The following is an 11,075-nucleotide window of genomic DNA, read 5'->3' on the forward strand; positions in this document are numbered from 1 at the left end:
AATAATTCCGCGCCGAGAGGACGATCATGAGCACGGCCAGCACGCGACTTCCGGAGGGCCGGTACGGCGGTTCCTCGGACGAGCGCGCCGACCACAAGCTCAAGATCGCCGGTGCGGTGCTGGGCGCCCTGCTGCTGGCGCTGATGGGCTACTTCGCCTACCACTACGTCGGCCAGAACAAGATCAGCGCCGAGGTGATCGCCTTCGAGGCGACCTCGGACTCCGCGGTGCGGGTCCACCTGGAGGTCCGCAAGGACTCGGGCACGAGCGGCTACTGCACGGTGCGCTCGCAGGCCGCCGACGGCGCCGAGGTGGGCCGGGCGGACTTCCGGTTCTCCGGTTCGGACACGCGCATCGACAAGGTGGTCACCCTGCGTACGACCGCGACGGGCACGACGGCGGAGCTGCTCGGCTGCCACGCCGACTGACGCGGGAGCCCCCACGCGAGTGGCACCCACGGTAATACCTGTTCGTTGACCTGCGTCGACGCAATTCTGGTGGCTTATGTCCTCCCCCTTCGGCCACTGAATTGTTAGGCTCGTGGTTTCGCCCATCACCTGAGGAACATGCTTCTGGGTGGGCGATGCTTTGACTTCCCAGTACCGACGAGGAGCACCTGTGACCCAGACCAGCGAGTCCGTCACCTGGCTGACCCAGGAGGCGTACAACAAGCTCAAGGTCGAGCTTGAGTACCTTACTGGTCCTGCGCGCACGGAGATCGCCGCCAAGATCGCGGCCGCGCGCGAGGAGGGGGACCTGCGCGAGAACGGTGGGTACCACGCGGCCAAGGAGGAGCAGGGCAAGCAGGAGCTCCGTGTGCGCCAGCTGACCCAGCTCCTGGAGAACGCCAAGGTGGGCGAGACCCCTACCTCCACCGACGGCACGGTGGCGCCCGGCATGCTCGTGACCATCGCCTTCGACGGCGACGAGGACGACACCACGACCTTCCTGCTCGCCTCGCGCGAGTACGCGAGCTCCGACATCGAGACCTACTCGCCCCAGTCCCCGCTGGGCACCGGCGTGATCGGTCACAAGGTCGGCGAGGAGGCGGAGTACGAGCTGCCCAACGGCAAGAAGGCCTCCGTGCGCATCCTCAAGGCCGAGCCCTACAGCGGCTGAGCCCTTTCGCGGACCTTCCGTCCCGGACCTCCTGTCCCGGACCTCCTGTCCCGGACCCCGCGTCCCGGATCTTCCGGACGAAGCCCCCGGCGCCCGTGCCGCCGGGGGCTTCGTCGTCCCCGCATCCGTCCGCCGCGGCCGGCCGGCTCTCACGGCCGTCGGCCGTCACCGCCGGCCGTCACGCCGTGCCCCGTCATGCGGTCGCCGTCGCGCTGTGACCGTCACGCGGTGGCCGTCACGCCGTGGCCGTCGTGCTGTGGCCGTCACGCGGTGGCCGAGCGGTACTTGCGGACGGCCAGCGTTCTGAACAGCACGATGATCAGGACCGAGTAGATCAGCGAGGCCCAGACCGGGTGCACCATCGGCCAGGCGTCGGACTGCGACTGGCCCGGGTTGGCGAACAGCACCCGGCACGCCTGGACGGTGGCGCTGAACGGGTTCCACTCGGCGACATGGCGCAGCCAGGGCGTCATGTTGCTGGTGTCCACGAACGCGTTGGAGATGAAGGTCACCGGGAAGAGCCAGATCAGCCCGCCCGACGTGGCCGCCTCGGGGGTGCGCACGCTCAGGCCGATCAGGGCGCCGATCCAGGTGAACGCGTAGCCGAGCAGAAGCAGCAGCCCGAAGGCCGCCAGGACCCGGCCGGCGTTGGTGTCCCCGTCGGAACCGACGCGCCAGCCGACCAGGAGGGCGACCAACGCCAGCACCAGCAGGGTGAGCGCGGTCTGCACGAGGTCGGCGAGGGTGCGGCCGGTGAGGACCGCGCCGCGCGCCATGGGCAGGGAGCGGAAGCGGTCGATGAGGCCCTTGTGCATGTCGTCGGCGATGCCGGCGCCGGCGCCCGCGGTGGCGAAGGTGACGGTCTGCGCGAAGATGCCCGCCATGAGGAAGTTCTTGTAGGCGGTGGCGCTGATGCTGTCGCCGATCCGCATGGAGCCGCCGAACACATAGGTGAACAGCACCACGAACATGATGGGCTGGATGAGCCCGAAAATGATCATTTCCGGGATGCGGGACATCCGGATCAAGTTGCGTTTCGCAACGACCAGCGAGTCGCGGACGGACTGGCCCAGCGGATGGGCGGGCTTGGGCGCCGCGCCGCGCACGGCGTCGGTGACGGCACTCATTTGACGGTCTCCCTCTCGCTCTGTCCGTTGTCGTCGTCGGTCGCCGCCCGCTCCTCGGCCACGTGCCCGGTCAGGGACAGGAAGACGTCGTCGAGGGTGGGGCGGCGCAGGCCGATGTCGTCGATCTCGATGCCGCGGGTGTCGAGCTCGCGGATCACCTCGGCGAGGAGCTTGGCGCCGCCGGTCACGGGCACCGTGAGTTTGCGGGTGTGCTGCTCGACGGTGGTGTCGCCCTTGCCGAAGCCGGTCAGCACCTCCTGCGCCACGGCGATGTGCGCGCGGTCGTGCACGACGACCTCCACGCGCTCCCCGCCGGTGCGGGCCTTGAGTTCGTCGGAGGTGCCGCGGGCGATGACACGGCCGTGGTCGACGACCGCGATGTCGTGCGCCAGGTGGTCGGCCTCTTCCAGGTACTGGGTGGTCAGCAGCAGGGTCGTGCCGCCGGAGACGAGGCGCTTGATGACCTCCCACAGCAGCTGCCGGTTGCGGGGGTCGAGGCCGGTCGTCGGCTCGTCCATGAACATCACGGGCGGCGAGACCACCAGTGCCGCGGCCAGGTCGAGGCGGCGGCGCATGCCTCCGGAGTAGGTCTTGGCCGTGCGGTCTGCGGCGTCCGCGAGGTCGAACTGTTCGAGGAGCTCGGCGGCCCGGGCCTTCGCCGCGCCGGCCCTCATCTGGTACAGCTGCCCGACCATCTGCAGGTTCTCGCGGCCGGTGAGGTACTCGTCGACCGCGGCGAACTGGCCGGACAGGCCGATCGAGCGGCGCACCTCGTTGGGATGTCTGAGCACGTCGAGGCCGGCGACCACGGCCCGCCCGCTGTCGGGGCGCAGAAGGGTGGTCAGACAGCGGACCGTGGTGGTCTTGCCCGCGCCGTTCGGCCCGAGCAGGCCGAGCACGGTGCCTTCCGGGACGTCGAGGTCGACGCCGTCCAGAGCCTTTACGTCGCCGAAGGTCTTCACCAGGCCTTCGGCGTAGATGGCGCCTGGCATATGAGTCTCCACGTCGTTGGGGATACTTCATGCGGGATCGAGTAAACCGGAATTGCGCCTTTCATCCTGCCGCCGAAAGCGGAGACGGGTGGCGTGACACAGACCATAACGCGATGTATCGCGTCTCACAACGGACTTTCTCGCGTGGGTGACGAAGGCCGTCCCGACCCGCGCCGACACCCTGCCGCGACCGCATCCGGACGCCTCCGCACACCCCTGACGGGGGCCGGGAAGGCCACGGCCGACGGTTCCCGGGGCGCCCCGGGTGAACCTTCCGGCGGCCTCAGTCGATGACGGTGTAGCCGGCCTCGCGCAGCGCCCGGCCGACCTCGGCGCAGTGCGCCGGCCCCTTCGTCTCCAGATGCAGTTCTACCTCCGCCTCGGTCAGCGCGAGCCGCGGATCGGTCCGCACATGGCCCACGTCCAGCACATTGGCGTCGACCGCCGACAACGCTCCGAGCATCGTCGCAAGAGCGCCCGGCCGGTCCGTCAGCCGCAGACGAACGGCCAGGTAGCGGCCCTGCGCCGCCATGCCGTGCCGCAGCACGCGCTCCATCAGCACCGGGTCGACGTTGCCGCCGGAGAGCACCGCGACGACCGGCCCCTCGAAGGCGCCCGGCTCGCTCAGCAGCGCGGCCACCGGACTCGCCCCGGCCGGCTCGACGACCAGCTTGGCCCGCTCCAGGCAGAGCAGCAGCGCGGTGGACAGCTCGCCCTCCGACACCGTGCGCACCTCGTCCACCAGGTCGCCGACGATGCCGAACGGCACGTCGCCCGGCCGGCCGACCTTGATGCCGTCCGCCATCGTCGTGGGGTTGGCGATCGACACCGGGCGCCCGGCCGCGAGCGAGGCCGGGTACGCCGCCGCGCCCGCCGCCTGCACGCCGACGATCCGCACGTCCGGCCGCAGCGCCTTCACGGCGACCGCGATGCCCGCCGCCAGGCCCCCGCCGCCGATCCCGACGACGATCGTGCGCACCTGCGGGCACTGCTCCAGGATCTCCAGGCCGACCGTGCCCTGCCCGGCGATGACGTCGGGGTGGTCGAAGGGGTGGATGAAGACCGCGCCCGTCGCGGCCGCGTACTCCTGCGCCGCCGCCAGCGTCTCGTCGACCACCTGGCCGTGCAGCCGCACCTCCGCGCCGTACTCCCGGGTCGCGCTGATCTTCGGCAGCGGCGCTCCCCGGGGCATGAACACCGTGGAGCGCACCCCCAGCAGCGCCGACGCCAGCGCCACGCCCTGCGCGTGGTTGCCCGCGCTCGCCGCCACGACCCCGGCGGCCCGCTCCTCCGGCAGCAGCCCGGCGATCCGCACGTAGGCGCCGCGCAGCTTGAACGAACCCGTCCGCTGGAGGTTCTCGCACTTGAGGTGCACCGGGGCCCCGACCAGCTGGGACAGGTGCCTGCTGCCCTCCATCGCGGTCGCCCGGGCCACGCCCGACAGCATCTTCTGGGCACCGCGCACATCGTCGAGGGTGACGGCGCGCAAGGAGTCAGCCGGGCTGTAGCTCATGACACCAGCATCGCAGTTCACAGGCGGGAACGACCGCTGTGACCAACCTCCGAGACCGGTTTCCGCAGCGCCGGTACGACCCGCCTTCCAGCCGCGTACTCTGTCCCCCATTCCAGCAGCCCCTTCATGAAGTGAGCCCCCGGCCATGCCCACAACACCTGAAATGTCGATGGACATGACGACCGTCGGTGACACCGGTCTTCTCGACACGCTGCAGCACGAGGTCGCGGTGTTCGCGCGCCGGGCCGAGCAGACCCGGCTCGGCGGCGTCGGACAGGTGCGCAACTCCATGGACCGCGCCGCGTACCTGCTGCTCAACCGTCTCGACAACGAAGGTCCGATGGGCGTCAAGGCGCTCGCCGCGAGCATGGGAATCGACTCCTCGACGGTCACCCGGCAGGTGGCGCCGCTCGTCGACACCGGCCTGGTCAAGCGGACCTCGCACCCGGAGGACGGGCGGGCCGTGGTGCTCCAGCTGTCCCCGCGCGGGGCGTCGCGCCTCGAAGAAGTGCGCTCCTCCCGACGGCAGTTGATGGCCGAACTGACGGACGACTGGGCGCCGGAGGAGCGCGAGGCGTTCTGCGCGCTCCTCACGCGCTTCAACACCGCGCTGTCCTCCCGGATGGCCTCCACGGGCGTCCCGGGCGCGGAGCAGTCGCCGGCCGCCACCTGACCCCCGGGCGCCCGCGCGCGGACGACTTTCCGGCGTGCGTGCGCGGCTCTTGACCGGCGGCCCGCCCCTGGCCTCAGATGAGACCGGGGCAGATGGCCGTCCGAAGGACGCCGTCAGGCGGGAGGCTCGGTGTGCAAGAGAGGCGTGCGACCCAGGAACTCCGCAGGAACCGGGACTTCGAGGCGTTCGTCGCCGGAGCCGGCGGGCGGCTGCTGCACACCGCCACGCTGCTCACCGCGGAGGCCCCGGACGACAACCCGCGCGCACGTCGTCTGCTGACCCTGGCTCTCGCGCACACGTACGCGTGCTGGGACCGGCTGCGCGGTGAGGACCCCTACGACCACGCCCGTGAGTGCCTCGCGGCCCGCTTCGCGCACGGCGCCTGGCACCGGTACGGCACGCTGCGCTTCGGCCGTGGCCGCCCGGGTTCGGCCGTCGGCGCGCTGGCCCGCCTCACCCCCCGGCAGCGTCTCGTCCTCGTCCTCAGGCTGTACGAGGGCGTCGCCGAGGAGCAGGTGGGGGCGCTGCTGGGGCTGTCCGAGGACCGGGTCCGCGCGGTCTGCGAACGGGCGACGGCCACGTTGCTGCATCCGCCGCGCGATCCCGCGCCCGTGGTGCGCCGGGCGAAGGCGGCGGCGTCGTGAACCGGGCCGCCCGGGAGGCCGCCGTCCGGCAGATGATGGAGCGGGCGGCCCCGCCCCTGCCGGCGGAGCTCTACCCGGACGTCGTCCGCCGGGGCAGCCGGTTGCTGCGCCGACGGACGCTCGCCCTGCGGCTGATGTGGCTGCTGCTGTTCGCGGCGGCCGTGACGTTCGTCGTCTGGGCGGCGGTCGTCGAGCCGTGGGTGGAGCCGCCGTCGCAGACGACCCCACCGCTGACCGGCTGGTGACGACCCGCGCCGACGGCCGTGCGACGACTAACCGAGGGCCTGCTGGAGGTCCTCGAGGAGGTCGTCGACGTTCTCGATGCCGACGGAGAGACGGACGAGGTCGCCGGGCACCTCGAGGGCGGAACCGACCACGGACGCGTGCGTCATACGGCCCGGGTGCTCGATGAGGGACTCGACGCCGCCCAGCGACTCGCCGAGGGTGAACACCTTGGCGCGGTTGCAGACCTCGACGGCCGCCTCCTCGCCGCCGGCGACCCGGAAGGAGATCATGCCGCCGAAGGCCCGCATCTGCTTGGCCGCGACCTCGTGACCGGGGTGCTCCGGCAGGCCCGGGTACAGCACGCTCGTCACGCGCGCGTGACGGGTCAGCATGTCGGCGATCCTGGTGGCGTTCTCACTGTGCCGGTCCATGCGCACCGACAGCGTCTTCGTGCCGCGCAGCACCAGCCAGGAGTCGAAGGGCCCGGCCACCGCGCCCATCGCGTTCTGGTGGTACGCCAGTTCCTCGCCGAGCTCCGCGTCGCCGGTGATCAGCGCGCCGCCGACGACGTCCGAGTGGCCGCCCATGTACTTGGTCAGGGAGTGCACGACGACGTCCGCGCCCAGCGACAACGGCTGCTGCAGATACGGCGTGGCGAAGGTGTTGTCGACGACGAGACGGGCGCCGGCCTCACGGGCGACCTGGGCCACGGCGGCGATGTCGGTGATGCCGAGGAGCGGGTTGGAGGGGGTCTCCACCCACACGGCCTTGGTCTTCGGTGTGATCGCGGCCCGGACGGCGGCGGCGTCGCCGGTGTCGGCGACCGACCATTCCACACCCCAGCGGGCCACGACCTTGGCGAAGAGCCGGAACGTGCCGCCGTAGGCGTCGTTGGGGATGACCACGTGGTCGCCGGGGCTGAGCAGCGTACGCAACAGGCAGTCCTCGGCCGCCAGTCCGGAAGCGAACGCGAGGCCTCGGCGGCCGCCTTCGAGGGCGGCGAGGTTCTCCTCGAGGGCGGTCCTGGTGGGGTTGGCGCTGCGGCTGTACTCGTAGCCGCCGCGCAGACCGCCGACGCCGTCCTGCTTGTAGGTCGAGACCTGGTAGATCGGCGGGACGACCGCGCCGGTGAGGGGGTCCGCGGTGTTGCCCGCGTGGATCGCGAGGGTCTCGAAGTGCTGACTGATGTGCCTGTCGCTCATGGGCCCCGAGCGTAGTCCGCTCGCGGGCGCGGTGCGGCCCGGCGGCCGCAACGGCGGTCCGGCTCCGCCGTCACGGGCGGGTCGGCCCCGGCCGCCCGGGCGTCGGTCGGGGCACCGGCCGGGCGTCGGTCGGCAGGGACGTTTTTCCACAGGCATGGGGGCGGGTTGGCCAATTGTCGGCGCGGTCTGGTTCGCTTGTGGCATGGAGATTCTCTGGGTCCTGACGGCCGTGATCATGATCGGCTTCGTGCTTCTGGCGCTGCTGCGGCGCAGGCGCGGCCTGGTCGGGCTGGTCCCGGCAGATCATCCCGACGCCGCGGACCCGGCGAACTACGGCTTCCTGACCACGGAGGAGCTGGACATCCGTATGCCCGGCCCCGACCAGGACCTGCTGAACGTGCTGGACGTGGTGCAGCGCACGCAGGACTACCGGGCCGCGCAGCAGCTGCTGGCCGGCACCGAGACGGAGGGCGAGCTGCGCTGGCAGCGCGTCCAGGCCTTCGCGGGCGCGGCGGCGCTCGAGCTGCAGCAGCGGCCGGGCGGGGTCGCCGAGGCGCCGGGCGGGCAGTGGCTGCGGGTGTGGCGCACCGAGGCGCCGAAGGACGCGGGCGGTGCGGCGGTGCACGCCGAGTTCCTGGTCCAGCAGGCCTGGCGCACGTCGACGCCGGGCACGGACGACTTCCGGATCATCATGGAGGAGGCGAAGGACACCTGCGGGCAGGCTGCCCTGCTGGCCCCCGGTGACCCGGTCCCGTACATCGTCGAGCTGTCGGTGGCCCGCGGCATGAGGTACTCGCAGGCCGAGTTCGAGCAGCTCTGGCTGAAGATCCTGGACCGCGCCCCGGCGCACATGGGGGCGCATCTCGCGGCCCTGCACTACTGGTGCGAGAAGTGGCACGGTTCGCGCGAGCTGGCGTACGACTTCGCGGAGGCGGCGGCGGCGAGAGCACCGCGGGGCTCCCTGCTCGCGGCGATGCCCCTCTTCGCGGTCTTCGAGCACCTTCCCGAGGTCAACCTGGTCAGGAGCTTCTACCAGAGCGAGGTCGTGACGAAGGCGGTGCACGGTGCGCTGTTCGCGGTGCACGCGGCCCGGCCCGACGACCCGATGCTGGCGCATGTCCGCCATCTGCTGGTCTTCTTCCTGGTCCGCTCGGAGCGCTGGTCGGAGGCGATGAGCCAGCTCGTCCACGTGGACGGCCACGTCGGCGCCCTCCCCTGGACGCTCTCCCCGGACCCGGCGGCGGAGTTCGCGGTCTACCGCGCGCTGGCCGTCGCGGGCTACGAGGCGAACGGCGGCAGCCCGGCGACCATGCCGCACTGACCGCCGCTCGTGGCGCCCGAAGGGCCGTCGCTCCCGCCCGCCCTGCCCGATGCCTGCTCCGCCTGCTCGGTCTGCTCCGCCCTGCTCAGCCTGAGCAGGGCGGGAGGGTCGTCGGATCGGCCCGGTCGCAGCCCGTCCGTTCCTGTGCGAGCCTGAATTCATGATCAGGAAACCGCCTGTCCGCCGGCCCGTCCGGGCCGGGACGGGGGCGGCGGCCGCTGGGGCGGGGGCGCTCGAGAGGAGCTGATCGACATGAATCCGGTCACCGGGTCGCCTGTGCGGATCGAGGCGTTCCTCGACCCCCGGCTGTCCAGATGGCTGTGGCTGGTGAAGTGGCTTCTCGCCATCCCGCACTACATCGTGCTGTTCTTCCTGTGGATCGCGTTCTTCTTCGTGACCGTCGTGGCGTTCTTCGCCATCCTGTTCACGGGCCGGTATCCCCGGTCGCTCTTCGACTTCAACGTCGGCGTGCTGCGCTGGAACTGGCGTGTCGGTTACTACGCCCACGCCGCGCTCGGCACCGACCGGTATCCGCCGTTCACCCTGGCCGAGGTGACCGACTACCCGGCGCATCTCGAGGTCGCCTACCCCGAACGCCTGTCCCGGGGGCTGGTCCTGGTGAAGTGGTGGCTGCTGGTGATCCCGCAGTACATCGTCGTGGCGATGTTCGTCGGCGACTGGGGGTGGAGCTGGGGCGAGATGGACCGGTGGCACGGCGGCGGCCTGCTCTACTTCCTCTCGCTGGTCGCCGTGGTCATCCTGGCGTTCACCGGCCGCTATCCGGTCCACCTCTTCGACCTCCTGCTCGGGCTGGCCCGCTGGGTCGCGCGGGTGGCGGTCTACGCGGCGCTCATGACCGACGTGTATCCGCCGTTCCGCCTCGACATGGGGCCGCAGGAGACCCCTCCGCCGCTGACGAAGTCCTCGGCGAGCGGCTCGGGCGGCTCCGGACCGTGACCGCCGGGCGGCACCGGCGGCGCGGGCGGCGCGGGCGGGCGGTATTTCGGTTGCCCGGCGCGCTTCGGTGGGGGCTGAATGGCGGTCATGGCTGACATTCAGGGCTCGTACGACGATCTGTTCACCGCGGTGCCCACCGCTCTGGCCGCACTCCTGGACGACGGTGACGCGGGCGGCTCGGTGGCCGTCTTCGTGGACGGTGAGCCGGTGGTGGACGTCTGGGGCGGGTTCGCCGACGCGGCTCGCGAGGTGCCGTGGCAGCGGGACACCCTCGTCAACGTCTATTCCGTCACGAAGACCATGACGGCGCTGTGCGCGCTGGTGCTGGCCGACCGCGGCGAGCTCGACCTGGACGCGCCGGTCGCCCGCTACTGGCCGGAGTTCGCCGCGGCGGGCAAGGAGGCGGTGCTCGTACGGCACCTGCTCTCGCATACGGCCGGGCTGCCCGACTGGTTCGGTCCGGTCGCCGAGCTGTACGACTGGCCGGCCGCGACGGCCCGGCTGGCCGCGCAGGCTCCGCTGTGGGAGCCGGGCAGCGCGGCCGGGTACCACTCGCTCACCCAGGGGTTCCTGGTGGGCGAGGTCGTCCGCCGGATCACCGGCCGGATGCCGGGTGAGTTCTTCGCCGACGAGATCGCCGGCCCGCTGGACGCGGACTTCCACATCGGGCTGTCGGCGGAGCACGACCACCGGTTGGCGCTGACGGTCCCACCGCCGTCCCGGGACGAGGACTACACGGCGGGCACGGCCGCCGGCGACCCGGCGACGGACGCTGCGGGGTCCGCCGCCGACCCGGACGCGGCGCCGACTCCCAGGCCGACCGCGTTCCGGGTCCGCGACGGCAACAGCGTGGCCTGGCGCCGGGCGCAGATCCCGGCGGCCGGGGGTTTCGGGAACGCCCGCTCGGTCGCCCTGGTCCAGTCGGCGATGGCCTGCGGAGGTTCGGTGCGCGGGGTACGGCTGCTGTCGCGGGCGGGCCGTGACCGTGCGTGGGAGGAGCAGTTCAGCGGCGAGGACCGCAGGCTCGGCATGCCGATCAGCTGGGGCCTGGGTTACGGGCGGTTCGGTGGCACGTACGGCTGGGGCGGCTGGGGCGGCTCGACCGTCATGATCGAACCGGAGGCCCGCATGGTCGTCGCCTACGTGACCCATCAGATGCGCGAACCCACGAAGGACACCCGGGGACTCGACCTTCTGATGGCCGCCTACGACGGTCTCCAGGGCCTCCGGACCGGCGGCTGAGGGGTACGCCCCGACCGCACGGAAACGGCAAACGGCCCCCGGCGCAGTGCGCCGGGGGCC

12 protein-coding genes are annotated in these 11,075 nt (G+C 71.8%); 8 read left to right on the top strand and 4 right to left on the bottom strand.

Going from position 1 to position 11,075, the window contains the following annotated elements:
* The first annotated feature begins 26 nt into the window (after positions 1-26).
* Both ACN6LD_RS21305 and greA read left to right on the top strand, forming a co-directional pair.
* Positions 27-428 carry a DUF4307 domain-containing protein gene (locus ACN6LD_RS21305; protein WP_445044014.1) on the top strand — a complete coding sequence of 134 codons (402 nt, stop codon included), beginning with the start codon at positions 27-29 and terminating at the stop codon, positions 426-428.
* Between the two features lie 190 nt (positions 429-618).
* The gene (greA, locus tag ACN6LD_RS21310; protein WP_319188226.1) at positions 619-1,119 is read left to right on the top strand and encodes a transcription elongation factor GreA; all 501 of its coding nucleotides are present in this window, start codon (positions 619-621) and stop codon (positions 1,117-1,119) included.
* A 263-nt stretch (positions 1,120-1,382) separates the two neighbouring features.
* On the opposite strand, the gene ACN6LD_RS21315 is transcribed toward greA, so the two are convergent.
* The 3 genes from ACN6LD_RS21315 to ilvA all read right to left on the bottom strand — a co-directional run bounded on the left by ACN6LD_RS21315 (position 1,383) and on the right by ilvA (position 4,751).
* Positions 1,383-2,246 carry an ABC transporter permease gene (locus ACN6LD_RS21315; RefSeq protein ID WP_319188228.1) on the bottom strand — a complete coding sequence of 288 codons (864 nt, stop codon included), beginning with the start codon at positions 2,244-2,246 and terminating at the stop codon, positions 1,383-1,385.
* Positions 2,243-3,238: an ATP-binding cassette domain-containing protein gene (locus ACN6LD_RS21320; protein WP_445044015.1), complete on the bottom strand. Its 996-nt coding sequence runs from the start codon at positions 3,236-3,238 to the stop codon at positions 2,243-2,245. Before ACN6LD_RS21320 ends, ACN6LD_RS21315 begins: the two co-directional genes overlap by 4 nt.
* A gap of 283 nt (positions 3,239-3,521) precedes the next feature.
* Positions 3,522-4,751: a threonine ammonia-lyase gene (gene ilvA / locus ACN6LD_RS21325; RefSeq protein WP_319188232.1), complete on the bottom strand. Its 1,230-nt coding sequence runs from the start codon at positions 4,749-4,751 to the stop codon at positions 3,522-3,524.
* Between the two features lie 163 nt (positions 4,752-4,914).
* Here ilvA and ACN6LD_RS21330 point away from each other — a divergent pair, with 163 nt between their 5' ends.
* The 3 genes from ACN6LD_RS21330 (at position 4,915) to ACN6LD_RS21340 (ending at position 6,313) form a co-directional block, all read left to right on the top strand.
* Positions 4,915-5,424, top strand: coding sequence for a MarR family winged helix-turn-helix transcriptional regulator (locus tag ACN6LD_RS21330; RefSeq protein ID WP_319188248.1), 510 nt, complete (start codon positions 4,915-4,917; stop codon positions 5,422-5,424).
* Positions 5,425-5,555: 131 nt separating this feature from the next.
* Positions 5,556-6,068, top strand: a complete 513-nt coding sequence (locus ACN6LD_RS21335; protein WP_319188234.1) for a sigma factor-like helix-turn-helix DNA-binding protein — start codon at positions 5,556-5,558, stop codon at positions 6,066-6,068.
* The gene (locus tag ACN6LD_RS21340; RefSeq protein ID WP_319188236.1) at positions 6,065-6,313 is read left to right on the top strand and encodes a hypothetical protein; all 249 of its coding nucleotides are present in this window, start codon (positions 6,065-6,067) and stop codon (positions 6,311-6,313) included. Before ACN6LD_RS21335 ends, ACN6LD_RS21340 begins: the two co-directional genes overlap by 4 nt.
* Positions 6,314-6,340: 27 nt before the next feature.
* Here the strand turns inward: ACN6LD_RS21340 and ACN6LD_RS21345 are convergent, their stop codons facing one another.
* On the bottom strand, positions 6,341-7,495 hold the full coding sequence (locus ACN6LD_RS21345; RefSeq protein WP_057584494.1) for a cystathionine gamma-synthase: 1,155 nt from the start codon (positions 7,493-7,495) through the stop codon (positions 6,341-6,343).
* Positions 7,496-7,697: 202 nt separating this feature from the next.
* Here ACN6LD_RS21345 and ACN6LD_RS21350 point away from each other — a divergent pair, with 202 nt between their 5' ends.
* The 3 genes from ACN6LD_RS21350 (at position 7,698) to ACN6LD_RS21360 (ending at position 11,015) form a co-directional block, all read left to right on the top strand.
* A complete protein-coding gene (locus ACN6LD_RS21350; RefSeq protein WP_266724076.1) occupies positions 7,698-8,816 on the top strand; it encodes a hypothetical protein in 1,119 nt (372 codons plus the stop codon).
* Positions 8,817-9,068: 252 nt separating this feature from the next.
* Positions 9,069-9,773, top strand: a complete 705-nt coding sequence (locus ACN6LD_RS21355) for a DUF4389 domain-containing protein (RefSeq protein ID WP_319188239.1) — start codon at positions 9,069-9,071, stop codon at positions 9,771-9,773.
* 87 nt (positions 9,774-9,860) lie between these two features.
* Positions 9,861-11,015: a serine hydrolase domain-containing protein gene (locus tag ACN6LD_RS21360; protein ID WP_319188241.1), complete on the top strand. Its 1,155-nt coding sequence runs from the start codon at positions 9,861-9,863 to the stop codon at positions 11,013-11,015.
* Positions 11,016-11,075 lie beyond the last annotated feature (60 nt).

It is taken from the genome of Streptomyces sp. SAS_272, assembly GCF_052543235.1.

What these genes read in the sequence shown, in the direction of transcription:
- ACN6LD_RS21305 (WP_445044014.1), top strand. Translation starts at nt 27, where the DNA reads ATGAGCACGGCCAGCACGCGACTTCCGGAGGGCCGGTACGGCGGTTCC.
- ACN6LD_RS21315 (WP_319188228.1), bottom strand. Translation starts at nt 2,246, where the DNA reads ATGAGTGCCGTCACCGACGCCGTGCGCGGCGCGGCGCCCAAGCCCGCC.
- ACN6LD_RS21320 (WP_445044015.1), bottom strand. Translation starts at nt 3,238, where the DNA reads ATGCCAGGCGCCATCTACGCCGAAGGCCTGGTGAAGACCTTCGGCGAC.
- ilvA (WP_319188232.1), bottom strand. Translation starts at nt 4,751, where the DNA reads ATGAGCTACAGCCCGGCTGACTCCTTGCGCGCCGTCACCCTCGACGAT.
- ACN6LD_RS21330 (WP_319188248.1), top strand. Translation starts at nt 4,915, where the DNA reads ATGTCGATGGACATGACGACCGTCGGTGACACCGGTCTTCTCGACACG.
- ACN6LD_RS21345 (WP_057584494.1), bottom strand. Translation starts at nt 7,495, where the DNA reads ATGAGCGACAGGCACATCAGTCAGCACTTCGAGACCCTCGCGATCCAC.
- ACN6LD_RS21350 (WP_266724076.1), top strand. Translation starts at nt 7,698, where the DNA reads ATGGAGATTCTCTGGGTCCTGACGGCCGTGATCATGATCGGCTTCGTG.
- ACN6LD_RS21355 (WP_319188239.1), top strand. Translation starts at nt 9,069, where the DNA reads ATGAATCCGGTCACCGGGTCGCCTGTGCGGATCGAGGCGTTCCTCGAC.
- ACN6LD_RS21360 (WP_319188241.1), top strand. Translation starts at nt 9,861, where the DNA reads ATGGCTGACATTCAGGGCTCGTACGACGATCTGTTCACCGCGGTGCCC.